General features: G+C 74.5%; 16 protein-coding genes. 4 read left to right on the top strand and 12 right to left on the bottom strand.

Annotated elements, in window-relative coordinates; genetic code table 11:
- The first annotated feature begins 56 nt into the window (after positions 1-56).
- On the top strand, positions 57-482 hold the full coding sequence (locus ACIRVF_RS28800; protein ID WP_402823891.1) for an organic hydroperoxide resistance protein: 426 nt from the start codon (positions 57-59) through the stop codon (positions 480-482).
- Positions 483-632: 150 nt separating this feature from the next.
- Positions 633-956, top strand: a complete 324-nt coding sequence (locus ACIRVF_RS28805) for a hypothetical protein (protein WP_402823894.1) — start codon at positions 633-635, stop codon at positions 954-956.
- 52 nt (positions 957-1008) lie between these two features.
- Here the strand turns inward: ACIRVF_RS28805 and ACIRVF_RS28810 are convergent, their stop codons facing one another.
- From ACIRVF_RS28810 to ACIRVF_RS28830, 5 genes are all read right to left on the bottom strand, one after another.
- Entirely contained in the window at positions 1009-2241 is a 1233-nt protein-coding gene (locus ACIRVF_RS28810) for an NAD(P)/FAD-dependent oxidoreductase (protein WP_402823897.1), read from the bottom strand.
- Positions 2242-2372: 131 nt separating this feature from the next.
- Positions 2373-2783 (bottom strand): nuclear transport factor 2 family protein, encoded by a 411-nt coding sequence (locus tag ACIRVF_RS28815; RefSeq protein WP_402823961.1) that lies wholly within the window; start codon positions 2781-2783, stop codon positions 2373-2375.
- Positions 2784-2811: 28 nt separating this feature from the next.
- Positions 2812-3615 carry an MBL fold metallo-hydrolase gene (locus ACIRVF_RS28820; RefSeq protein ID WP_402823900.1) on the bottom strand — a complete coding sequence of 268 codons (804 nt, stop codon included), beginning with the start codon at positions 3613-3615 and terminating at the stop codon, positions 2812-2814.
- A 466-nt stretch (positions 3616-4081) separates the two neighbouring features.
- The gene (locus ACIRVF_RS28825; RefSeq protein WP_402823903.1) at positions 4082-4645 is read right to left on the bottom strand and encodes a hypothetical protein; all 564 of its coding nucleotides are present in this window, start codon (positions 4643-4645) and stop codon (positions 4082-4084) included.
- Between the two features lie 27 nt (positions 4646-4672).
- Entirely contained in the window at positions 4673-5953 is a 1281-nt protein-coding gene (locus ACIRVF_RS28830) for an MFS transporter (protein ID WP_402823906.1), read from the bottom strand.
- A gap of 179 nt (positions 5954-6132) precedes the next feature.
- Between ACIRVF_RS28830 and ACIRVF_RS28835 the strand changes: the two genes are divergently transcribed.
- Positions 6133-7227, top strand: coding sequence for a DUF5937 family protein (locus ACIRVF_RS28835; RefSeq protein ID WP_402823909.1), 1095 nt, complete (start codon positions 6133-6135; stop codon positions 7225-7227).
- Between the two features lie 47 nt (positions 7228-7274).
- Entirely contained in the window at positions 7275-8126 is an 852-nt protein-coding gene (locus tag ACIRVF_RS28840; protein ID WP_402823912.1) for a PhzF family phenazine biosynthesis protein, read from the top strand.
- 42 nt (positions 8127-8168) lie between these two features.
- On the opposite strand, the gene ACIRVF_RS28845 is transcribed toward ACIRVF_RS28840, so the two are convergent.
- The 7 genes from ACIRVF_RS28845 to ACIRVF_RS28875 all read right to left on the bottom strand — a co-directional run.
- The gene (locus ACIRVF_RS28845; protein ID WP_402823964.1) at positions 8169-9398 is read right to left on the bottom strand and encodes an aminotransferase class I/II-fold pyridoxal phosphate-dependent enzyme; all 1230 of its coding nucleotides are present in this window, start codon (positions 9396-9398) and stop codon (positions 8169-8171) included.
- An 80-nt stretch (positions 9399-9478) separates the two neighbouring features.
- Positions 9479-10606: an alpha-hydroxy acid oxidase gene (locus tag ACIRVF_RS28850; RefSeq protein WP_402823915.1), complete on the bottom strand. Its 1128-nt coding sequence runs from the start codon at positions 10604-10606 to the stop codon at positions 9479-9481.
- Complete coding sequence (hppD, locus tag ACIRVF_RS28855) at positions 10603-11721, bottom strand: 4-hydroxyphenylpyruvate dioxygenase (protein ID WP_402823918.1); 1119 nt, start codon at positions 11719-11721, stop codon at positions 10603-10605. The genes ACIRVF_RS28850 and hppD overlap by 4 nt, the downstream gene beginning before the upstream one ends.
- A 127-nt stretch (positions 11722-11848) precedes the next feature.
- A complete protein-coding gene (locus ACIRVF_RS28860; RefSeq protein ID WP_402823921.1) occupies positions 11849-13177 on the bottom strand; it encodes an MFS transporter in 1329 nt (442 codons plus the stop codon).
- Positions 13178-13219: 42 nt separating this feature from the next.
- On the bottom strand, positions 13220-14242 hold the full coding sequence (locus tag ACIRVF_RS28865; protein WP_402823923.1) for a pyridoxal phosphate-dependent aminotransferase: 1023 nt from the start codon (positions 14240-14242) through the stop codon (positions 13220-13222).
- On the bottom strand, positions 14242-15288 hold the full coding sequence (locus ACIRVF_RS28870) for an SAM-dependent methyltransferase (protein WP_402823926.1): 1047 nt from the start codon (positions 15286-15288) through the stop codon (positions 14242-14244). Before ACIRVF_RS28870 ends, ACIRVF_RS28865 begins: the two co-directional genes overlap by 1 nt.
- Positions 15289-15370: 82 nt before the next feature.
- The coding region (locus ACIRVF_RS28875; RefSeq protein WP_402823929.1) for an amino acid adenylation domain-containing protein at positions 15371-23099 on the bottom strand (7729 nt) is incomplete at its 5' end.

Genomic DNA, 23099 nt, shown 5'->3' on the forward strand with positions numbered 1-23099 from the left:
GCGGCCAGGGAGTCTGAGGACAGCCGTTCCGAACACCGACGAAAGGAAGACCCGCCATGCCCGTCAACTACACCGCCACGGTCGAAGTCACCGGCGAGGGCCGCAACGGCGGCACCGCCCGCTCCACCGACGGTCTGCTCGAACACCGCCTGTCCATCCCCAAGGAACTGGGCGGAGCCGGCGACGCCACCAACCCGGAACAGCTCTTCGCCGCGGGCTGGGCCGCCTGCTTCCTCGGCGCCCTCCGCCACGCCGCTGCCCAGCGCAAGATCAGGCTGACCAGCACCGGGATCACCGCCGAGGTCACCCTCCACCACGGCGACGACGGCGAGTTCTCGCTCCTGGCCACGCTGGCCCCGCGTCTCGGCGGCGTCGACCAGCGCACCGCCGAGGAACTCGCCGAGGCCGCCCACCAGATCTGCCCATACTCCAAGGCGACCCGGGGCAACATCCCCGTCACCATCAACGCCGCCGCTGTCTGAGCGCCCGCGACATCAGAGTGCGCCTCCGCAGGCCCGCGCACACGTGGGCAGACGGAGGCGCACTCGTAAGAAGGAACCTCGGAGGAAGGGACGGAGATGCCGGAAACGTAACCCGAGAATGACGTCGACGGCTGGCTCGACGACGCAGGCGTGGAGCAGCTGTTTCCCAAGGACAGTCAACAGGTCGGCGCCACATGGAAGTACGTCAACGTCAAGGGCGGACCGGACAAGCGGTTCAAGAACAACCCGCAACTGCCGGTCATGCTCTACGGCAGGCTCGGCTTCGCCAGCGCCAGCGGCCTGAACATCCTCGGGGACTGCTCCATACCGACAGCAGCCGCGCAACTGGCCCGCTCGGCTTCGTCCTACGCCGCTCCGCCCCAACTTCAGAAGTGGGCAGGTAGTGGGCAGGACACAGAGCGAAACCTGCACTGCCTACGGCTCCCAGTGAGCTGCTCTCAGCTGCTGCCCTAGGGAGTGCCGCAGGATCGGTCGGCTGCTCGTCGGCCAGGGCTCCGGTGGGGTCTCAGACGTCGCCGAGGGGGACGTTCGGGTTCGTCAGGCGGTCGGCGTCCACCACGCGCGCGGAGATGATGAGTTCGCGGATCGGGTCGGTGACGTCCCAGACGTTGACGTTCATCCCCGCGAGGACCCGGCCGCCGGCGAGCCAGAAGGCGATGAACTCGCGGCTGGCCGGGTCGCCGCGGAAGACCACCTGGTCGTAGCCGCCCGGCTCGACGTAGCCGACGTACTCCATCCCGAGGTCGTACTGGTCCGTGAAGAAGTACGGGACCCGGTCGTACGCCGCGTCCGGCTGCCCGAGCATCGCGCGCGCGGCGGTCTGCGGCTGGTTGAGGGCGTTTGCCCAGTGCTCGACCCGGATGTGCCGGCCGAACAGCGGGTGGTAGGCGTTGGCGACGTCACCGGCCGCGTACACGTCCGGGGCCGAGGTGCGCAGGTGCTGGTCGGTCTTGATGCCGTTGTCGACCTCCAGTCCGGCGGCCTCGGCCAGGCCGGTGGCGGGGGAGACGCCGATGCCGACCACCACCGCGTCGGCCGCCACCTCGCTGCCGTCGCCGAGCCGCACGCCGCTCACCGTGCCGTCGGCGCCGCTGAGTTCGGTCACCTGCACGCCGAAGCGCAGGTCCACGCCGTGGTCGCGGTGCAGGTCGGCGAAGACCTGGGCGACCTCCCGGCCGAGCACCCGCAGCAGCGGCAGCTCCAGCGACTCCAGCACGGTGACCTCGGCACCCGCCGTACGGGCCGCGGCGGCCACCTCCAGGCCGATCCAGCCGGCGCCGATCACCGCGATCCGGGCGCCCGGGCGCAGCGCGGCCTTGATCCGGTCGCTGTCCTCCGCCCGGCGCAGGTAGAGCACGCCCTCCTGGTCCGCGCCGGGCACCGGCAGCCGGCGCGGCACCGAGCCGGTGGTCAGCAGCAGCTTGTCGTACGCCAGCCGGCCGTTGTCGGCGAGGGTCACGGTGCGGGAGGCCGGGTCGATCGCGGCCACCGCGGTGCCCAGGCGCAGGGTGACGTCGTGGTCGGCGTACCACTGCGGCGGGTGGACGTAGATCTTCTCCCGGCTGTCCTTGCCCAGGAGGTAGCCCTTGGACAGCGGCGGCCGCTCGTACGGGCGTTCGTGCTCCTCGCCGAGCAGGACGATGCCGCCCCGGTGTCCGGCCTCCCGCAGTGCCTCGGCCGCCTTGGCGCCGCCCAGGGACGCCCCGACGATCACGATCGGCCGCTCGCCGTCCGCCATTCCCCACTCCTTGCGCTCCGTTGCAGATCCGGGGCCAGCCTGCCGCCGTCCGGGTGGTCTGTCGAGACCGCGCCGGGCGCGCCGCGCCGCGCTGACCCGTTCGAGTGAACGGCGCGGTCGCGGGCCCCGGCTCAGCCGGTCATCGCGTCCCTGACCAGTGCGGTGTCGGTGAACTGCTCGAACCGGACGATCCGGCCGCCGCGCACCGTGAAGTGGTGGGCCGTCCGGACCGAGAGCGGCTTTCCGGTGGCCTTGTGCACGGCCGTGTAGCGGGCCAGCACCACCACGTTCTCGCCGTCCACCACGTAGGTGTCGTCGTGCGCCGTCCAGTGGTCCCACTCGGCGGCCAGGCGCTCCATGACGTTGGCGGTGACGCCCTTCGGGGTGCGGTAGGTGCCGGCCAGCGGGAAGCCCGCCATCTCGGTCCACTCGACGTCCTCGGCGAGGGTGCCGCGCAGTGCGGCCAGGTCGCCGCGGGCCGAGGCCAGGTACTGGCGGCGCACCACGTCGGCGGGGGCGGGGGACTCGGCGAAGCCGGCCACGTCCCTGGGGATCTCGATCACCGGGCGCTCACCCCCACGCCATCTCGCCCTTGGCGACCTTGGTGCCGATGTCGACCGCGATCCGCAGCCCCAGCCCGGGGAAGCGCCGCTCCAGCGCCTCCTTGGCGGCGGCCGCGTCGGCGTTGCGGCCCAGTTCGGTCTCGAAGGCGCGCAGGTAGGCGCGGGTGTGGTCGATGGCGTTCAGGTCGGTGGGGGCGTCGGCGACCCGGTGGCCGGCCGCCACCCAGGTCGGACGGAGCGCCTCCATGCCGTCCAACAGGTCGATCCAGGCGGCCCGTTGGGCGGCGGTCGGGGTGTCCGCCGTCCACACGTGCAGGCCCTCGAAGAGCAGTACCCCGCCGAGCACCGCGCGGTGGTGGTGCTGCCACAGGTAGTGCCGGTCGGGCAGGTGGAAGTCGGCGCCGCGCAGCTCGAACCGGTGCCCTTCGAAGACGACCTCGTCCCCCGGCAGCACCTCGGGCCGGACCAGCCGGGTCGGTAGCTCGGGACCCAGGTGCGCCCAGGCGCGCAGCTTCTCCTCGAAGGTCTCCTGGATGTGCTCCACGGTCGAGGCGGTGGCCAGGAAGCGGGCCCGGGGGAAGGCGTCCTGGACCTCCTGGGCGCCGAAGTAGAAGTCCGGGTCGCCGTGGCTGACGAACACGGTGGTCAGCCGTTTGCCCGTGGCCCGCACCCGCTCGACCAGCCGGCGCCCGTCGGAACGGGTGAACCCGGCGTCCACCAGCATGGCGTCGTTCGGGCCGGTGACCAGGACGGCGGTCTTGTTGAGCGAGCTGTCGGGCGCGTCGATGATCTCGAAGTCGAGAGCGCTCATTCCTGGTACGTCCTTCCTCGGGCCGGGCACGACTCGACGCCAGCATCGGCGCCGGGGGCCCGGTCCGCATCCGGAGCCGCTGCCCGCGGGCCTTCCCGGCCCGGCGCGCCGAGGCCGGGGCGTGCAGCCGATCGGGTGCACTCCGCCGCTGGGCACCTACTACTGGCAGGAGGTCCCGGCGCCCTCGGCTACGACCTGCCGAAGGACCCGGTGAGCACGGTCGAACCGACCGAGGACTGCCCGTGCGTGGAGATCACGGTCAAGGACGACGAGTGCCCGCCGGAGCCCTGCCCGCCGGAGCCCTGCGACCCGTCGCCCCACGGGTGGGACAGCCGGACCGGCCGGACCCCGGCCGCCGTTCCCCACGGGGGCGCGCCTGACGAACCGTGCGCGCGTGAGCGCCTGAGCCGACGAAGTGGCCGGAGGAGCCGACAACGGCGCCTCCGGCCACCGGTGTCGAGCGGCGTCAGGGCCGGGTCCAGAGGGTGAGGTCGCTGCTGGTGGCGACGGCGAGGGTGCGGCCGGTGGGGGAGAAGCCGGCGGCGCGGAGCTCGGACCAGGAGGAGTGGAAGACGTGGTGCCAGGCCTTGCCGTGCTCGCCGGTCCAGGGGCCGGAGGTGAGCAGGACGCGGTGCATCGGCCACTCCGGGGAGATCACCTCGATGCCCCAGCCGCCGTCGGCGCCGGTGTGGAGGCCGCCGCCCCACAGTCCGGCCACCGGGATCCGGACGTCGGCGACCGGCCCGATGCCGGGGCAGCAGAGGTCCGGGCCGTCCGGGTCCTCCTCCGGGTCGTAGTCGCGCTCCAGCTTCTCGCCCGTCACCGCGTCGAACAGGCCGTGCCCGGTGCTGGAGACGGTGAGCACCAGGTCGTGCCCGGTCTCCGGGTGGACGGCGAAGCCGATGCCCAGCAGCCCGCCGACCGCGATCACACCGCTGCCGACGGGCCGCCAGGGCGCCGGCGGGGCGACCACCTCGGTGGCGGAGACGACTCGGTCGTGGAGCTGTTGCTGGTACGGGGTCAGGGCCATGCGGATGATCATCCCATCCGGTGAGCACTACCCGGTCGGCCCCAGCCGCAGCACCGCAAGCGCCCCGACCGCGGTGGTCACCGCGAGCGCCCCCCACAGCAGCCCGGGGCCGGCGGCCAGCAGCCCGGTCAGCACCGCCGGCGCCGCCGCGCGGCCGAGTCCGGAGGACAGCTCCCAGCGGGCCAGCGCCCGCCCGAGCAGGTGCGGCGGGGCGGAGGCCGTGACCAGGGCCGTGCCCGAACCGGTGTAGAGGATCTCGCCCAGCGTGTACAGCACGGCCACCGCGGCGACGCCCGCCGCCCCCGAGCCGCCTCCCAGCGAACCGGCCGCCCAGAAGCCCAGGTACGAGACGCTCAGCACCGCCCCGGCGGCCGCCAGTACGGCCCGCCGCGAGTGCTTCGCCAGCCGGAGCACGATGGCCAGCTGCAGCGCGATCACCAGCAGGGTGTTGCCCACGAACACGCCCGAGGACCAGGCCGCCGAGGTGTGCAGGTGGAGCACCAGCAGCGCGGGCAGCGCCACCTCCAGCACGTCGAAGCAGAACGCGTACGGCAGGTTGGCCAGGCTCAGCAGGGTGATCCGGCGCAGCGGCTCGCCCGTCGCCCCGGCGGCCGCGGCCTGTTCGGCGACCTTCTGCGGCGCCCGCACCCGCAGCGACCCGACCAGCGCGGCGGCGACCAGGCAGGCCACGCCCGTCACCCCGGCCAGCAGCCGGATCGAGTCCGTCCCGCCGGCCACCGCGACGGTGGCCAGCAGTGCGCCCGCGCCCAGGCCCGCGTTGCGCACCGACTTGCCCGCCGCGAGCGCGGCGTCCCGCAGCCGGCCCTCGGTCAGGGTGCTCACCACGGCGGCGTGGGTGGTCGGCCAGGACTGGCTGCCGATGCCGAAGAGCACCGCCGCCGCGGTGAACAGCGGCAGCCCGTCGGCCGTCAGGAGGGTGAGCGCGCCGGCCGACCGGAGCACCAGGGTGACGGCGGCGGGCAGGGTGCGGGCTCCGCTGTCGATCCAACGGCCGGTCAGCGGCACCACCAGCAGGCCCGCGACCATCCCGGCGGACAGCGCCAGGCCGACCGCCCCGGCGTGCAGGTGCAGCACCCCGACGCCGTACAGCAGCAGGAACGGGCGCAGCATGCCGCCGCCGACCGCGTCCACGGCGAGCGCCGCCGCGTAGCGGGGGCCGCCGGCGGCGGTCAGCAGGCTCAGCAGCGCGGACGGGCCGTTGCGGCCGGTGCCGATCGGCGGGGCGGGCGGCTCGCCGGTCCGGACGGCGGCGTGGTCATGGACGGACTTCTCCTGGGTCACACTCATGGCCGGTACGGTCCGCCCGGGCGGGGGCCGGTGTCCCGTCGATTGACGATCGGCGTCAATCGACGGGAGGGCAGGCGCGAGAGGGTGGCAGGATCGCCTCTCGTGAGTGAGCGGAGCGAACGAGCCGTCAAGAGCGGCGTGGGGGCGAATGCCCCTGCCGAGCGCAGCGAGGTGGGCGCATGAGCGTGACCATGGACATCACCGGCCTGCCCGAGGAGCGGCTGCTCTTCAGTCCGTCCCCGCTCGCCGAGCTGAACGCCATGCTGCACGTGCTCTCCGAGCCCGCGCACCATCCGGCGCTGCACGGGTGGGCGGCCGCTACCACCGCCGCGATCCCGCCGGAGCTCGCCGAGCGGCTGCTGGAGGCCGACTTCCTGTGGCGCTCCTCGCGCGCCGACTTCCTCGTCCCCGGCCTGCCCGGCACCACCCTCGCCGAGGAACTCGACGCCGTCGACCGGCTCGACGACGAGGTGTACGTCGCCTCCGCCCTGATCACCACCTGCGGTGCCTCCCGATTCCCCCACCGGCTGGACTCCCCGCTCACCGACCCGGTCGCCAACGCGATCGCCCGCGACCTGGCCCTCGCCCGGGGCCCGCGGCAGGCCGCCTTCGCCGAGCGGCTGCTCGCCGATCCGCCCGCGGTGCGGGTCCTGGTGCGGAAGATGCTGGAGGACTGCCGGTCCGCGTTCTTCGCCGACGCCTGGCAGCGGGTCCTGCCGGACCTCGCCGCCGACGCCCGGCAGAAGACCGACCTGCTCGCGCGCCGCGGTCTCGCCGAGGCCGTCGGCGCGATGTCCCCCTCGGTGTCCCTGGACGAGCGCGACGGGCGGCGGCGGATCGTCATCGACAAGCTCCAGGACAGCACCGCCAACGCCGCCGACCGGGGCGGCGTCACGTTCATCCCCACCGTCTTCGGCCGCCCCCACCTGCTGGCGGTGTACGCCCAGGGCTGGCGGCCGGTGCTCCAGTACCCCGTCGCCGAGGCGGGCCTGCCCGAGCCGGTCTCGCTCGCCCTGGTCCAGCAGCGGCTGGAGGCGCTCGCCCACCCGATCCGGCTGCGGCTGGCCCGCACCATCGCCCGTGGCCCGCACACCACCGGCGAACTCGCCACCGCCTGGCGGCTCAGCGCGCCCGAGGTGTCGCGCCACCTGGCCGTGCTGCGCAAGGCCGGACTGCTGGTCACCGAGCGGCGCGGGCGGTACATGCTCTACCGGCTGGACCTGGCCGGCAGCGCCCGGCTGGGCTCGGACTTCCTGGAGGCGGTGCTGCGTTGACCCGGGCCGCCGGGAACAGTGATCACCGGCGGGACGTTCGTCCGGTCATGACCGACGACGCCCCTGAGATCCTTCGCTACGCCGCCTTCGCGATCCGCCCCGAGGGCGGCAACCCGGCGGGCGTGGTGCTCGACGCCACCGGACTGACCGAGGAGCGGATGCTCGCGGTCGCCGCCGAGATCGGGTACTCCGAGACCGCCTTCCTGACCCCCGGGGACGCCCGGGGCACCTACCGCGTGCGGTACTTCAGCCCGCTCACCGAGGTGCCGTTCTGCGGGCACGCGACGGTGGCCTCCGCCGTCGCGCTCGCCGACCGGACCGGCCCCGGGCGGTACGTGTTCGCCACCGCCGCCGGTGACGTCCCGGTCGAGGTCGAGCGCGGCGCCGACGGCCTGCGGGCGACGCTGACCAGCGTCGAGCCGAAGGTCGAGGAGGTGCCGGCGGCGGACGTCGAGGAGGCGCTCGCGCTGCTCGGCTGGGCGGCCGCCGACCTGGACCCGGTGCTCCCGCCGCGGATCGCCTACGCCGGTGCCCGACACCTGGTGCTCGCCGCGGGCACCCGGGCCCGACTGGCCCTGCTGGACTACGACTTCGACGGCCTGGCCGCCTTCATGCGCGCCCGTGACCTGGTCACCCTGCAACTGGTCTGGCGCGAGGCCGCCGAGGTCTTCCACGTCCGCGACCCGTTCCCGGTCGGCGGCGTGGTGGAGGACCCGGCCACCGGCGCCGCCGCGGCGGCCTTCGGCGCCTACCTGCGCGAGCTGGGCGAGGTGGCGGCGCCCGCGGTGCTGACGCTGCACCAGGGCGAGGACCTCGGCCGCCCGGGCGTCCTGCGGGTCGAACTGCGCGCCGAGGACGCCCGGGTGCGGGTCTCCGGTACGGCGGTGGCGATCCCGTAGGGCCTGTCCGGCGGGCGGGGCCGTCCCCCCGCCCGCCGGAGCTCAGGACCGGGCGGCGAGCAGGGCGGCCAGGCCGTCCAGCCCCCGGTCGACGGTCGCCGGATCGACCTGGCTGACGGACAGCCGCAGCTGCCGCTCCCCGCCCGCGCCCGGGTAGAAGTGGGACATCGGCGTCCAGATCACCCCGTACTGCGAGGCGGAGAGTTCCAGCAGCGCGTCGTCCACCGTGCAGGGCACGGTGAGCACCAGGAAGAACCCGCCGCGAGGCTCGTTCCAGCTCACCCCGGCGCCGGGCGGGAAGCGCCGGGCCAGCCCGTCCAGCACCAGCGCGAGGTTGCGCCGGTAGAGCGCCGCGACCTCGGTGTTGGCGGCCCGCAGGCTGAAGCCGTGTTCGAGCAGCGCCCCGCCGATCACGGCCTGGGCGATCGGCGAGGTGTTCACCGTGGTCATGCTCTTGACCATGCCGAGCAGGTCGGCCAGCAGCACGGTGCCGCCCGTACCGTCGGCCACCAGCTGGTCCGCCACCACATACCCGACCCGGGCGCCCGGGAGGGCCGTCTTGGCGAAGGACCCGAGGTGGACCACCCGTCGGCCGGTGTCCAGGGCCTTGAGCGAGGGCAGCCGCTCCTCGCCCGCGAACACGCAGTACGGATTGTCCTCCAGGACCAGGAAGTCCTCCTCGGCGGCCAGCGCCAGCAGCTCCCGGCGCAGTTCCAGCGGCAGACTGGCGCCGCTCGGGTTGGCCACGTCCGGCACCAGGTAGAGCGCGCGCGGGCGCAGCCCCCCGGCCCGGGCGGCGGCGAGCTCGCGGCGCAGGTCGGCGAGGTCCAGCCCGTCCGGGCCGTCGGCCACCGGCCGCACCGGCAGGTCCGCCAGCAGGGCGGCGCCGGTCAGGCCGACGTACGTCGGCGAGACGGCCAGCACCACGTCCTCGGGGCCGCGGCGCAGTGCCCGCAGCACCAGGAACATCGCCTCCTGGCAGCCGACCGTCACCACGACCGACTCGGCGGGCACCTCGATGCCCTCGTCCACCGCGAGGTGGGCGGCGATCAGTTCGTGGATGATGCCCTTGGTCCGCCCGTACTGGAGCACCTGACGCCGGGCCGCCTCCTCGGAGAGGCCGCGCTCGGTGCGCAGGTGGTCGACGTAGCGGTCGAGGTGGCGGTGGACGGCGTCCAGGTCGAAGAACTGCTCGGCCGGGCGGCCGGCGGCGAAGGAGACCGCCTCCGGGTAGCGGATGGAGATCTCGTTGAGCAGGTTCATCGAGGTCATCGCCGGGTCGGCGAGGGACGGGTGCAGCTCGGCCAACCGCAGTTCGGCGGGCCGCGGTTCGTGCGGTGGGGAGGCGAGGGTCACGGGGCACTCCAGGCGGGACAGGGCATCGGGGTGGTGCGCAGCTCGGCGGCGGCGGCCAGGTCGGCGCAGCCGGCCAGGCCCAGGGCGTCCCGCAGTTCGGCGGCCAGCAGCTCCAGCACCCGGGCGCAGCCCGGCTCGCCGGCGGCCGCCAGGCCCCAGATCAGCGGCCGTCCGAGCAGCACCCCGGACGCGCCGAGGGCCAGCGCGGTCAGCACGTCGGAACCGCCGCGCACCCCGCTGTCCAGCAGCACCTGGCAGTCCCGGCCGGCCAGCGCCTCGGCGACGGCGGGCAGCGCCGTCAGCGAGGGTACCGCCCGGTCGAGCTGGCGGCCGCCGTGGTTGGACACCACCACGGCCGCGGCGCCCAGTTCGGCGGCCCGCAGCGCGTCCGCCGGATCGAGCACCCCCTTGACCACCAGCGGCAGTTCGGTCCGCTCGCGCAGCCAGGCGAGGTCCGCCCAGGTGACGGCGGGGGAGAGCAGCTCGGCGGTGTGCGCGGCGACCGCCGAGACCTCGGCACCGGCCCGGTGCGCCCGGCCGGCGGCGCCGCCCTCCAGCAGCGCCGCGCGGACGTCGCCGGGCAGGGCGAAGGCGTTGCGGGCGTCCCGCAGCCGACGGCCCATGTACGGCACGTCGGCGGTGACCACCAGGCACTCGCTGCCCGCCGCCGCGGCCGCCGCGACCAGGTCGAGCAGCCGGGCCCGGTCGCGCAGCCAGTACAGCTGGAACCAGAGGGTGGCGCCCGTCGCCGCCAGTTCCGCGAAGCCGACGCTGCTGAGGGTGCCGACGGTGAACGGCACCCCCGCGGCGGCCGCCGCCCGGGCCGAGGCGAGTTCGCCCTCCGGGTGGAACAGCCGGTGGTAGGCGACCGGCGCCACCGCGACCGGCAGGGCCGACCGGCTGCGCACCAGGGTCGCGGAGGTGTCGCAGGAGGACACGTCGGCCAGCACCCGGGGCACCACGGCCAGCCGGTCGAAGGCCGCCCGGTTGGCGGCGAGGGTGTGCTCCCGCTCGGCGCCGCCGGCCAGCCAGTCCCAGACCCCGGGCGACAGGGCGGAGCGGGCGAGGTCGGCGAACTCGGCCACCGACAGCGGCCGTCGACCGAGGGTGGCGGGTTCGGTCATCGGGCCACTTCGCTGGCGTTGCGCTGGAGTTCGACGGCCTCGTAGAGGGCGCGGATGTTGTTGCTGCCGAAGTTGCGGGCCCGGATGCGCTCGATCACCTCGAAGAAGAAGGTGCCGCGCGGGTGGCGGGAGCGGGTGAAGATCTGGAACAGCTGGCCGTCGTGGTCCTGGTCGACCAGCAGGTTGAGCTCGCGCAGCTGGTCGAGGGTGTGCCGCAGCGGGGTCAGCCGGGCGGGCAGGGCGTCGAAGTAGGCGGCCGGGGTGCGCAGGAAGGGCACACCGCGCGCGGCCATCGTGGCGACGGAGTGGACGGCGTCCTGGGAGGAGAAGGCGACGTGCTGCACCCCGGCGCCGCCGTGGTCGGCGAGGAAGGAGGCGATCTGGCCGCCGGCGTCCGGGGTGAGCGGCTCGATCAGGGTGAGCGTGACGCTGTGGTCGGGGCTCTGCACGACCATCGAGTCCATGCCGAGCGCGCCGACCTCGATCCGCTCCTCGAAGATCATCCGGAAGCCGAAGACCTCGCAGTAGCGGCGGACGGTCTCGCGCAGCTCGCCGGAGGGGACGCAGACCGCGAAGTGGTCGACCGAGCGCAGGCCCACCGCGTCGGCCTCCCGGGTCGGATCCTGACGGGCCGGGACGGCGTCGGGAAGGCCGGGGATCCGGTCGGCGGGGACGTCCGGTCCCCGCTCGATCAGGGTGTGCACCACGTCGCCGAAGGCGCCGACCACGGCGGTCACACAGCCGTCCACGGCCTGCGGCGGGCGCAGCCCGTCGGCGCCCCGGCCGGTCAGCGTCCGGTAGGCGGCGGTGGCGTCCGGAACCCGCAGGGCCAGCGCGGCCACGCCGTCGTCGTGCCGGGCCAGGTAGTCGGTGGCCGGGTGACCGGCGGCCAGCGGCTGGGTGAGCAGCAGCCGGACGGCGGCCTGCCCGACCAGGGCCGAGACGCAGAGCTCGGCGCTCCCGCCGCGCTCGGTGGGCGGCACGAGCAGGTCGAAGCCGTACTCGGCGGTCAGCCGGGCGAGCTCGGCGGCGAGGTCGGCGACGTAGAACTCGACGTGGTCGAGCTGGAGTTCCTGGGGGAGCGGGGCGGTGTCGGGAGAGGAACGGTCGGGCATCTGAGGAGGCTCTCTCGTGAGGAGTGCACGGAGGCCCACCCCGGGCGGCGGTGCGGTGCGGCAGGGCCGCCGCCGGGGTGGGCCGGTGGCGTGGTGCGAAAGGGCAGGTGAACGGGCCCGACGGGCCCTAGGGGCGCGGGGCGGACTCGGCGGGCACCTCGGCGGGCACCTCGGCGGGCACCTCGGCCGGTCCCTCCGCAGGGTCATCGGCCGCCCCTGCGGTCGGTTCCGCGGCGAGCTGCTCGGCCGGCTCCTCCCCGTCCTCGTCGTCGTCCTCGATGACGGCGTCGGGCTTGCCGAGCAGGAACACGGCAGACAGGAGGGCGCCGACCACCATGGCGGCGAGCACCGTCCGGAAGTCCAGGGCGGCCACCAGCCCGGCGCCGACGCCGATGGCGAGCGCCTGCGGGGCGGTGAGCGAGAGGTTGACGGCCGCCTGGGTACGGCCCATCAGCTGCGGCGGGGTGAGGGACTGGGCGGCGGTGGCCAGGCCGACCACCCCGGCGGGCATGCCGGCCCCGGCGATCAGCAGGCCGGCCGACACCACCCACACCGAGGGCACCAGCAGCAGGACGGCGCCGAGCCCGAAGACCGCGGAGCCGAGCATGACGGTCCGCCGGGGGCCGAGCTTGCCGATCAGGATGCCGCCCAGCACCGATCCGCCCAGCGCCCCGACCGCCTCCACCGTCTCCAGCACGCCCAGGAACTGCGGCGAGCGGTTCAGCCCGTGCTGGATCAGCGAGAACAGCACCGGCTGGAGGAAGCTGAGCACGGTCGCGGTGGCGGTGGTCGCGATCAGCAGCGGCAGCAGCGAGGCGGTGGTGCGCAGGTGCTGGAAGCCCGCCAGCACCTCGGTGCGCCAGTGTCGGCCGGACGGCTCCGGCGCCGCCTCCTTCACCCGCAGCGCGAGGAAGGCGAGCGCCGCCGCGACCAGGATGCCGATGTCGACCAGGGCGACGGCCCGGCCGCCGAGCCACCCGTACAGGCCGGAGCCGACCAGCGGCGCCACCAGGGTGGTGCCCGCGCGCATGGTCTGGGTGAACCCGACGGCTGCGCCGAAGTCCTGACGTTCCGTCAGAATGGTCCGCAGCATGGCGCTCTGGGCCGGGGTGAGGACGGCCCCGGCCAGCCCGTAGAGCACCGCCGTGGCGTAGATGATCCACAGGTGGCCGCGGCCGTCGACCAGCAGCAGGGGCGAAACCGCCACCGCCAGCGCGAGGTTGACGGTGACCAGCAGCGGCCGGCGGCGGACCCGGTCGGCGACCAGGCCGCCGAGCGGCAGCAGCAGCATCGGGACGGCGTAGCAGAACATCACCAGACCGGCCGCCGAACTGCTCCCCGTCAGAACCTTGGCCCAGATGCCGAGGGCGATGAAGAGGGCGCTGTCCCCGAGGACGGACAGCGTCTGTCCCGCGATGTAGAGCCGGAATTCCGGCCGCGCCAGAAGTGGGTGCATGTCCTGTCCTTAGCTGCTGCGGTCTTGGTGAGCGGTGCGGGTCTAGCGGGGCGTGACGGCCCGGTGGGCGGCGCGGGTGAAGCCTTCGATCACGGCGTCGTTGGCGTCCTTCTCGCCGACAGCGATCCGGATGCCCTGGCCCGGGTAGAAGCGGACGGCCACCCCGAGCCGCTCCAGTTCCTCCCGGACGGGCGTCTCGTCGCCAGGGGCGGACACCCAGAGGAAGTTGGTCAGGCTCGGCGGCACCGACCGGCCCAGGGCGAGCAGTTCGGCCCGCAGCCGCTCCCGCTCCCCGGCGATCTCGGCGATCCGCCGGTCCACCTCCTCCTGGGCCGCGACGGCGGCCAGCAGGCCCGCCTCCTGGAGGCGGTTCACCGCGTACGGCACCTGGTGGTCCCGCACGCGCTGCGCCACGGACTCCTCGGCGACGGCGTAGCCGATCCGCAGCGCGGCCAGGCCGTGGGACTTGGACAGGGTGCGCAGCACCACCAGGTTCGGCCACTCGGCGATCCGGGCGGGCACGTCCGGGGCCTCCCAGCCCCGGGCGAAGTCGATGTACGCCTCGTCCAGGAGGACCAGTGCGGTGGCCGGCACCAGGCGGAGGAAGTCGGTCAGCTCCGCCCAGGAGTAGACCGTGCCGGTCGGGTTGTGCGGGTTGCACAGCACGACGATCCGGGTGCGCCCGTCCAACTGCCCGGCCATCGCGGCCAGGTCGTGCCGGGCGTCCGGACCGAGCGGCACGGCCCGGGCCTCGGCGCCGGCGATCCGGCAGAAGAGCGGGTACGCGTCGAAGCAGGGCGCCGAGTGCACCACGTTGTCGCCGGGGCGGACGACGGAGTGGAAGAGGTCCAGCGCCACGCCCGCCGAGCCGTGGCCGACCACGACCTGCGCGGCCGGGACGGCCTGCCAGTCGGCGATGAGCCCGGCGAAGCGCTCCGGGCGCAGGTCCGGGTAGCGGTTCAGGTCGGAGGCGGCGCCGGCCAGCGCGGTCAGGACGGACGGCAGCGGCGGGTAGGGGTGCTCGTTCTGGGCCAGCAGGTGTCTGGCCCCGGAGGCGGCGGCCATCAGTCGGCCTGCAGGACGTAGAGCCAGGAGTGCGGGGTGGCCAGCGCCTCGACACGGTCGATCCGCAGTCCGGCGTCGGCGAACAGCCGCTCGTAGGTCTCCTTGGTGTGCAGCGGCACGCCCATCATCGCGTGCGCCAGTTCGAAGCCGACCGAGAAGACCGGCATCGCGCTCTGCGACTCGCCCGGGCCGCGCAGCATGGTGTCGCCGAGCACGAAGGTGCGGGCTTTCGGGAAGGCCTCGCGCATCCGGGTGAAGATCGAGGAGCGGGTGGTCGGGTCGGCCAGCAGGTCGTGCAGCAGGAAGAAGCTCATCACGGTGTCGACCTCGGCCACCTCGGCGGCCTCGGCGTCGTTGTCGATCTGGGTGCCGAGCAGGCCCAGCACGTCGGCCCGGACGGCGGTGACCCGGTCCTGCATCCCGGCCGCGGCGATGTCGGCGCGGGCGATCTCGGTGGCCGGGCGGCTGATGTCGATGCCCAGGCCGCGGGAGCCCGCGCGCTGGGAGACCACCCGGCGCACCCGGGCGGAGGTGCCGCTGCCCAGGTCGGCGATGGTGCGGAAGTCGATGCCGGAGAGCACGTCGGTCAGCTGCGCGGCGAACAGCGACTGGTCGCACTGGGCGGAGCCGAGGGCGACCATCGCCTCGTCGCGGAACACGTCCTCGCTGTAGCGGTGCGACCCGGTGCTCAGGTGCCCGGCGCGGCCGAACACGTCGTGGTAGCCGCCGACGGCCCAGGTGAAGTAGCCGCGGGCGGAGGCGATCTCGATGCCCGCCTCGGTGGGCAGGAAGCCGGCGCCGTCGGCCTTGAGGTAGCCGTAGTCGGCGGCGGCGCGCAGCACGGCCTCGGTGCGGGCGGTGTCACCGGACGCCGCGGTGATCGCGGCGGCCGAGAGCGGCTCGCCGCGGCCGATCTGCTCCAGCACGCCGATCCGGTCCAGCGCGAAGATCACGTTGGCGGCGATGAAGCCGTTGTAGGCGTCGGTCGACGAGATCGGCGCCGGGGTGACGCCGCGCCAGGAGTCGGGGATGACGGCAGTCTGCATCGGTGGTGTCCATTCCTCGTGGTGGGCCGGGTCACGGCCGCTTGGCGTGGTGGTGCGGGGGTGTCGCGGCGGTTCAGGGGGTTCAGGGGGTCCGGTGGCCGGGCCCGTGGTCCGGCGCCGGGCGGCGCAGGCGGTCGGCGAGCACCGGGCCGATGACCGCGAGCGCCTCCGCGCCGGTCATCGCGCCGTGGGTGCTCGGCACCTCGTGGATCTCCACCCGGCCGCCCACATGGGCCCGCCAGGTCTCGGGGTCGGGGGCGTCGGCGGGGCGGTCCTTGGCAGCGACGAAGACCAGCGCGTCGCCGTCGTAGCCCGGCAACGGGGCGTCGCCGGCCAGGGCGAGGTTGGCGAGGAACACCTCGACCACCCGGGCCACCCCGGCCCCGCTCAGTCCGGTCAGCGGGCCCTCGCCGTGGCGGACCAGCTCGGCGTAGCCGGCCTCGTCGGCGGGCCAGGCGGTGATCTCGCCGGCCGGCTGGCCGAGGGAGTCGAGGATCGCGGCGAGCAGCGCCGGGTCACGCTCGGCCCGGTCGTCGCCCGTGAACTCGGCGTACTCGTCGAGCTCCGGGTAGCCGTCCAGCACCGCGAGCAGTTCGACCTGCTCGCCCTGCTGCCGCAGCAGCGCCGCCATCGCGTGGGCGACCGGGCCGCCGAAGGACCAGCCGAGCAGGGCGTACGGGCCCTCGGGCCGGACCGAGCGCAGCTCGGCCAGGTAGGTGCGGGCCATCCCGGCCAGGTCGGCCGGGTGGCGCGTCAGGTCGGCCAGCCCGGGCGCCTGGAGGCCGTAGATCGGCTGCTCGGCGTCCAGGTGGCGCAGCAGGCCGGTGTAGACCCAGCTGATCCCGGCCGCCGGGTGCACGCAGAACAGCGGGGGGCGGGAGCCGCGGGTGCGGATCGGCAGCAGCACCGGGAAGGCCTCCTCGGCGGCGGCGCCGTCCCGGGCCCCGGCGAGCAGTTCGGCCAGGCCCGCGACGGTCGGGGCCTGGAACAGCGCCCGGACGCCGAGGTCGTCCGTGCCGGTCAGCTCGCGCATTCCGGCGACCAGCCGGCCCGCCAGCAGGGAGTGGCCGCCCAGCTCGAAGAAGTTGTCGTCGATGCCGACCCGCTCCAGGCCGAGCACGTCGGCGAACAGCCCGCAGAGCACCTCCTCCAGCGGGGTGCGCGGTCCGCGGCCGCCGCCCGCGCGGCCCGGTCCGGGGGCGGGCAGCGCCCGCTCGTCGAGCTTGCCGTTCGGGGTCAGCGGCAGGCGCTCCAGCGGCACCAGGGCGGCGGGAAGCATGTGGTCCGGCAGTTCGGCGGCCAGCCGGATGCGCAGCGCGTCCAGGTCGACCGGACCACCGGCCGGGACCAGGTAGCCGACCAGGCGCTTCTCGCCCGGGGTGTCCTCGCGGACCACCACGGCGGCGGAGGCCACCTCCGGCCGGCGGCTGAGCACCGAGCCGATCTCGCCCAGCTCGATCCGGAAGCCCCGGACCTTCACCTGGGCGTCGATCCGGCCCAGGTAGTCCAGCTCGCCGTCGGCCGTCCAGCGGGCCAGGTCGCCGGTGCGGTACATCCGGGTGCCGGGGGCGCCGTACGGGTCGGCGACGAAGCGTTCGGCGGTCAGACCCGGGCGGCCCAGGTAGCCGCGGGCCAGGCCGGCGCCGGCGACGTACAGCTCGCCGGGCACCCCGGCGGGCACCGGGCGCAGCCGGGAGTCCAGCAGGTGGAGCCGAAGGTCCGGGATGCCCGTGCCGATCAGCGAACGGGACTGCCCGGCGGCCGTGCCGGCGTCCAGCGGGCGGTAGGAGACGTGCACGGTGGTCTCGGTGATGCCGTACATGTTGACCAGCACCGGGGCGTCCTCGGCGTGCCGCTCGTACCAGGGCGCCAGCCGGGCCAGGTCGAGCGCCTCGCCGCCGAAGACCACCCGCCGCAGGGCGAGCCGGGCGCCGAGCTCCGGCTCCTCCTGGTCGGCCTGCATCAACTGGTAGAAGGCGGAGGGGGTCTGGTTGAGGACGGTGACCCGTTCGCGGACCAGCAGTTCCAGGAAGTCCCGGGGCGAGCGGCTGGTCTCGAAGGGCACCACGACCAGGCTGCCGCCGTGCAGCAGCGCGCCCCACAGCTCCCAGACCGAGAAGTCGAAGGCGTAGGAGTGGAACAGCGTCCAGACGTCCTGCGGGCCCGGGGAGAACCAGTGGTCGGTGGCCGTGAACAGCCGGGCGACGTTGGCGTGGGGGATCACCACGCCCTTCGGGCGGCCGGTCGAGCCGGAGGTGTAGATCACGTACGCCGGGTGGTCCGGGCCGAGGGCGGGAGCGGGGGCTCCGGCGGCCGCACCGGCCAGCTCGGCGGCCGTCTCCGGGGTGTCGAGCAGCAGCAACGGCACGGCCGGGTCGGGCAGTCGGGTGGCGGCCCCGGTGGTGGTGAGCAGCAGCTCGGGAGCGGAGTCGCGCAGGGTGTAGGCGATCCGCTCGGCCGGGTAGTCCGGGTCGATCGGCACGTAGGCGCCACCCGCCTTGAGCACCGCCAGTACGGCGACGACCAGTTCCGCCGAGCGGGGCAGGGCCAGTGCCACCAGGCGCTCGGGGCCCACACCCCGGGCGGTGAGCAGCCGCGCCAGCCGGTTCGCCCGGGCGTCCAGCTCGGCGTAGCTGATCCGCTCGTCGCGGTGGACCACCGCGACGGCCTCCGGCGTGCGGGCTGCCTGGGCCGCGAACAGGGCGGGGACGGTGGCCGGTTCGCGGTCGTCAGGGTGGGTCCCGGGTCGGCTCCAGTGGTCCAGGATCAGCGTCCGCTCGGCCGGGGTGAGGATCTCCGCCTCGACGACCGGGCGGGCCGGCTCGGCCACCACGGCGGCGAGCAGCCGCTCGAAGCGTGCGCCGATCGCCACGACCGTCGCCGGGTCGAACAGCTCCTGGGAGAACTCGACCACCACGCCGATCCCGGCCGGTGTCCCGTCCGTGTCCAGCTGCTCGCTGAAGCCGAACGCCAGGTCGAACTTGGCGAGTTCGGCCGCCGACGGTTCGAGGCGGGCGGGCAGGCCGGCGAACGAGTGAGTGACGGGTTCACCGGTGCCGAAGGTCAGCATCACCTGGAACAGCGGGTGCCGGGCCGCCGAACGAGCCGGGTTGAGCACCTCGACCAGCCGCTCGAAGGGCACGTCCTGGTGCTCGAAGGCGTCCAGATTGGCCAGCCGCACCCGCTCCAGCAGCTGGTGGAAGCTCGGCTCGCCGGACAGGTCGGCGCGCAGCACCAGGGTGTTGACGAAGAAGCCGATCAGCTCGTCGAGCGCCTCGTCGGTGCGGCCCGCGATCGGGGTGCCGAGCGGGATGTCCTCGCCCGCGCCCAGCCGGCTCAGGGTGGCCGCGAGGGCGGCCTGAACCACCATGAACACCGAGGAGCGGCTGCTCCTCGCCAATTCCGCCACGGTGCTGTGGAGTTCGGCGGAGATCCGGAACTCGACGGTGTCGCCCCGGCGGGTCGGGACCATCGGGCGCCTGCGGTCGTACGGGAGCGCCAGCTCCTCCGGGAGGCCGGCCAGCGCCTCCTTCCAGTAGGTGAGTTGGGCGTGCTGGGCGCCGGCCGGGTCGTCCTCGGCGCCGAGCACCTCACGCTGCCACAGGGCGTAGTCGGCGTACTGGACCGGCAGCGGCTGCCAGTCGGGGGCGTTGCCGGTGCGGCGGGCCCGGTAGGCGGTGCCGAGGTCGCGCAGCAGGGGCCCGACGGACCAGCCGTCGCTGACGATGTGGTGCATCAGCACCAGCAGTACGTGCTCGTCGGCGGGCAGCGAGAACAACCGGGCGCGGATCGGCAGCTCGGAGGCCAGCACGAAGGTGTGGCGGCTCGCCTCGGCCAGGGCCTCCCGCAGCTCCTCCTCGTCGGCCACCGTGCTGTGGAGCAGGTCGAGTTCGGGTCTTTCGGCGATCAGCTGGTGGGGCCGGCCGTCGGCGGCCGGGAAGGTGGTGCGCAGCACCTCGTGGCGGGTGACGACGTCGTTCAGGGCCTCGGCGAGGGCGGCGGAGTCGACCGCGCCGGAGAGGCGGAGCGCGAACGGGGTGTTGTAGAGGGCGCTCGGGCCCTCGAACTGGTCGATGAACCAGAGGCGTTGCTGGGCGTGCGAGAGCGGGATCCGCTCGGGGCGCTGCCTGGTCGTCAGCCGGGCGCGTGCCGGGGTGCGGGTGTCGCCGAGGTGCTCGGCCAGGGCGGCGACGGTGGGGTGGTCGAAGAGGGTGCGGATGGGGAGTTCGGTGCCGAGGGCGGTGCGGATGCGGCTGACGAGTTTGGTGGCGAGGAGGGAGTGTCCGCCGAGGTCGAAGAAGTTGTCGTCGATGCTGACGGCGGGCAGTCCGAGGGTGTCGGCGAAGAGTGCGCAGAGGGTCTGTTCGGTGGAGTTGCGGGGTGCGCGCCCTGCGGGGGCCGCGGTGTGGTCGGGGGCGGGGAGGGCGCGGCGGGCGACCTTGCCGTTGGGGGTGACGGGCAGGGTGTCGAGGGTGACGATCGCCGCGGGGAGCATGTAGGCGGGGAGGCGGTCGGTGACGAAGGAGCGCAGTTCGCCGGGGGTGGCCCCGCCGGTGACGTAGGCGACCAGGCGCTTGTCGCCGGGCTGGTCCTCGCGGACCATCGCCACCGCGTGGCCCACCGCCGGGTGGGCGGCGAGCGCCGCCTCCACCTCCGCGGGCTCGATGCGGAAGCCGCGGATCTTGACCTGGTCGTCGGCGCGGCCGAGGAACTCCAGGACGCCGTCGGTGCTCCAGCGCACGATGTCGCCGGTGCGGTACATGCGCTCGCCCTTGCCGCCGTAGGGGCAGGCGACGAAGCGCTCGGCGGTCAGCGCCGGGCGGCCGACGTAGCCCCGGGCGAGGCCGTTGCCCGCGAGGTACAGCTCGCCGGGCACCCCGGCCGGGACGGGCCGGAGGGTGTCGTCCAGCACGTAGGCCCGGGTGTTGGCCAGCGGACGGCCGATCGGCACCACGGCGGGGACGTGCCGCCCGGGCGACATGGTGAAGGTGGTCTTGATGGCCGTCGTCTCCGTCGGTGCGTAGACCGCGACCACGTCCGTCTCCGGGCACACCCGCAACAGCTGCCGCACGGCCTCCGGGGGCACCACGTCACCTCCCGTCCACACCTGCCGGACGGCCCGGAACGCCTCCGGGGTCTCCTCGGCCATCAGCCGCAGCAGGCCCGAGGGCGCCTGCACCAGGGTGACGGCGTGCCGGGTGATGGTCGCGGCCAGATCGGTCAGGTCGAGCTGCCCGGGGGCGGCCAGCACGATCCGCCCGCCGGTCACCAGCGGCGCCCAGACCTCGGTGGTGGAGGCGTCGAAGGCGGTGGGCGAGTGGAGCAGCACGCTCCTGTGATGGCCCTGGTGGAAGTGCGGGTTGGCCAGCAGGTCGACCACGTTGCGGTGGGTGACCGCCACGCCCTTGGGGACGCCGGTCGAGCCCGAGGTGTACATCACGTAGAGGAGCTGGCCGGGGAGCGGGCGCCGGCCGGCCGGGGTGGCGTCGCGGGCCTCGGTGACGTCCAGCGGGACCGGTCCGTCGGCGGTGAGCACCGGGTGGTCGCGGTGGGCCGGGTCGACCAGCACCAGCCGCGCCCGGGTGTCGGCGAGGATGTGCCGCATCCGGTCCAGCGGGTAGCGGGTGTCCAGGGGGACGTAGGTGCCGCCGGCCTTGGTGACCGCGAGGATCGCCGTCACCAGGTCGGCCGAGCGGTCCATCAGGACCGCGACCGGCTCCTCCACCGCCAGCCCGCGGTCCAGCAGGACGGCCGCCAACGACCCGGCCCGGGCATCCAGTTCGGCGTAGCTCAGCCGTTCGGTGTCGGAGACCACGGCGACCGCCTCGGGGGTGGCGACGGCCTGGGCCTCGAACAACTCGCAGAGCGTGGTGTCGGCGACGGGGGTGGCGGTGTCGTTCCAGCCGGTGAGGAGCAGGCTCCGCTCGGCCGGGCCGAGGATCTCGATCCCGCCGACGGGTGCGTCCGGATCGGCGGCGACGGCCTCCAGCACGCGCAGCAGGCGCTCGGTCAGGGTGACGACGGTGGCGTGGTCGAACAGGTCCGCCGCGTACTCGACGGCCGCCGCCACTCCGAGCGCCGACCCGTCCTCGCCGTGCTGCTCGGTGAAGTTGAAGTTCAGGTCGAAGTGCGCCAGGGACTCGCCCGCGCCCTCCAGGACCCCGCTGACCTCGCCCAGGGTGAGAACCGGAGCCGGGCCGCTGTTGACGGTCAGGACGGTCTGGAAGAGCGGGTGGCGGGCGGGGGTGCGGGTGGGGTTGAGCTGCTCGACGAGCCGTTCGAAGGGGAGGTCCTGGAGCTCGAAGGCGTCCAGGTCGGTGCGGCGGACGCGTTCCAGCAGCTCGCGGAAGGTGGGGTTGCCGGTGGTGTCGGTGCGCAGGACGAGGGTGTTGACGAAGAAGCCGACCAGGTCGTCGAGGGCTTCGTCGGTGCGTCCGGCGGTCGGGGTGCCGAGCGGCAGGTCGGTGCCCGCGCCGAGACGGGTGTACAGCGCGGCCACCGCGGCCTGCAGCACCATGAACAGGCTGGTGCGGCCGTCGGCGGCCAACTCGGCAAGGCGGGCGTGCAGTTCGGCGTCCAGCCGGTACCCGACCGTCCCGCCGCGGTGGCTGGGGGTGGCGGGGCGCGGCCGGTCGTAGGGGAGTGCCAGCTCCTCCGGGAGGTCGGCCAGTGCCTCGCGCCAGTGGGCGAGTTGGGCGTGCTGGGCGCCGGCCGGGTCGTCCTCGGCGCCGAGCAGCTCGTGCTGCCAGAGGGTGTAGTCGGCGTACTGGACGGGAAGCGGTTGCCAGTCGGGGGCGTTGCCGGTGCGGCGGGCCCGGTACGCGGTGTCGAGGTCGCGCAGCAGGGGCGTGACGGACCAGCCGTCGCCCGCGATGTGGTGGAGCAGGACGACCAGGGCGTGCCGGACGGCGCCGTCGTCCGTACCGTGGGAGAACAGCGAGACCCGGATCGGCTGGTCCTCGGCGAGACGGAACACCTCGGCGGTGGCCTCGGCCACGGCGGCGTGCAGCTCCCGCTCGTCGGCCACTCGACGGGTGCGCAGCACGGGCCGGGCGGTCTCGGCGATCAGCTGGTGGGGCCGGCCGTCGGTGGTGGCGAAGGTGGTGCGCAGCACCTCGTGGCGGGTGACCACGTCGTTCAGGGCTTCGGCGAGGGCGGCGGCGTCGACCTCGCCGGTGAGGTGGGCGACGAACGGGGTGTTGTAGAGGGCGCTCGGGCCCTCGAACTGGTCGATGAACCAGAGGCGTTGCTGGGCCGGGGAGAGCGGAATGCGGGCCGGCCTGGTGCGCCGCTGGAGCGCCGGGCGGGCCTGGACGGCGGGCAGTGCGCCGGCCAGGGCGGCGACGGTGGGGTGGTCGAAGAGGGTGCGGATGGGGAGTTCGGTGCCGAGGGCGGTGCGGATGCGGCTGACGAGTTTGGTGGCGAGGAGGGAGTGTCCGCCGAGGTCGAAGAAGTTGTCGTCGATGCTGACGGCGGGCAGTCCGAGGGTGTCGGCGAAGAGTGCGCAGAGGGTCTGTTCGGTGGAGTTGCGGGGTGCGCGCCCTGCGGGGGCCGCGGTGTGGTCGGGGGCGGGGAGGGCGCGGCGGTCGACCTTGCCGTTGGGGGTGACGGGCAGGGCGTCGAGGACGACGACGGCGGCGGGGAGCATGTAGGCGGGCAGGCGGTCGGTGACGAAGGAGCGCAGTTCGCCGGGAGTGGTCCCGCCGGTGACGTAGGCGACGAGGCGCTTGTCGCCGGGCTGGTCCTCGCGGACCAGGGCGAGGGCCTGGCCGACGCCGGGGTGGGCGGTGAACGCGGCCTCGACCTCGGCG

The organism is Kitasatospora sp. NPDC101157 (genome assembly GCF_044768255.1).
GTDB lineage: Bacteria > Actinomycetota > Actinomycetes > Streptomycetales > Streptomycetaceae > Kitasatospora.

Coding starts and splice junctions, on each gene's coding strand:
- ACIRVF_RS28800 (WP_402823891.1), top strand. CDS start 57: ATGCCCGTCAACTACACCGCCACGGTCGAAGTCACCGGCGAGGGCCGC.
- ACIRVF_RS28825 (WP_402823903.1), bottom strand. CDS start 4,645: ATGGCCCTGACCCCGTACCAGCAACAGCTCCACGACCGAGTCGTCTCC.
- ACIRVF_RS28830 (WP_402823906.1), bottom strand. CDS start 5,953: ATGAGTGTGACCCAGGAGAAGTCCGTCCATGACCACGCCGCCGTCCGG.
- ACIRVF_RS28835 (WP_402823909.1), top strand. CDS start 6,133: ATGAGCGTGACCATGGACATCACCGGCCTGCCCGAGGAGCGGCTGCTC.
- ACIRVF_RS28810 (WP_402823897.1), bottom strand. CDS start 2,241: ATGGCGGACGGCGAGCGGCCGATCGTGATCGTCGGGGCGTCCCTGGGC.
- ACIRVF_RS28820 (WP_402823900.1), bottom strand. CDS start 3,615: ATGAGCGCTCTCGACTTCGAGATCATCGACGCGCCCGACAGCTCGCTC.
- ACIRVF_RS28850 (WP_402823915.1), bottom strand. CDS start 10,606: ATGACCGAACCCGCCACCCTCGGTCGACGGCCGCTGTCGGTGGCCGAG.
- ACIRVF_RS28870 (WP_402823926.1), bottom strand. CDS start 15,288: ATGCAGACTGCCGTCATCCCCGACTCCTGGCGCGGCGTCACCCCGGCG.
- ACIRVF_RS28865 (WP_402823923.1), bottom strand. CDS start 14,242: ATGGCCGCCGCCTCCGGGGCCAGACACCTGCTGGCCCAGAACGAGCAC.
- ACIRVF_RS28860 (WP_402823921.1), bottom strand. CDS start 13,177: ATGCACCCACTTCTGGCGCGGCCGGAATTCCGGCTCTACATCGCGGGA.
- ACIRVF_RS28840 (WP_402823912.1), top strand. CDS start 7,275: ATGACCGACGACGCCCCTGAGATCCTTCGCTACGCCGCCTTCGCGATC.
- ACIRVF_RS28845 (WP_402823964.1), bottom strand. CDS start 9,398: ATGACCTCGATGAACCTGCTCAACGAGATCTCCATCCGCTACCCGGAG.
- hppD (WP_402823918.1), bottom strand. CDS start 11,721: ATGCCCGACCGTTCCTCTCCCGACACCGCCCCGCTCCCCCAGGAACTC.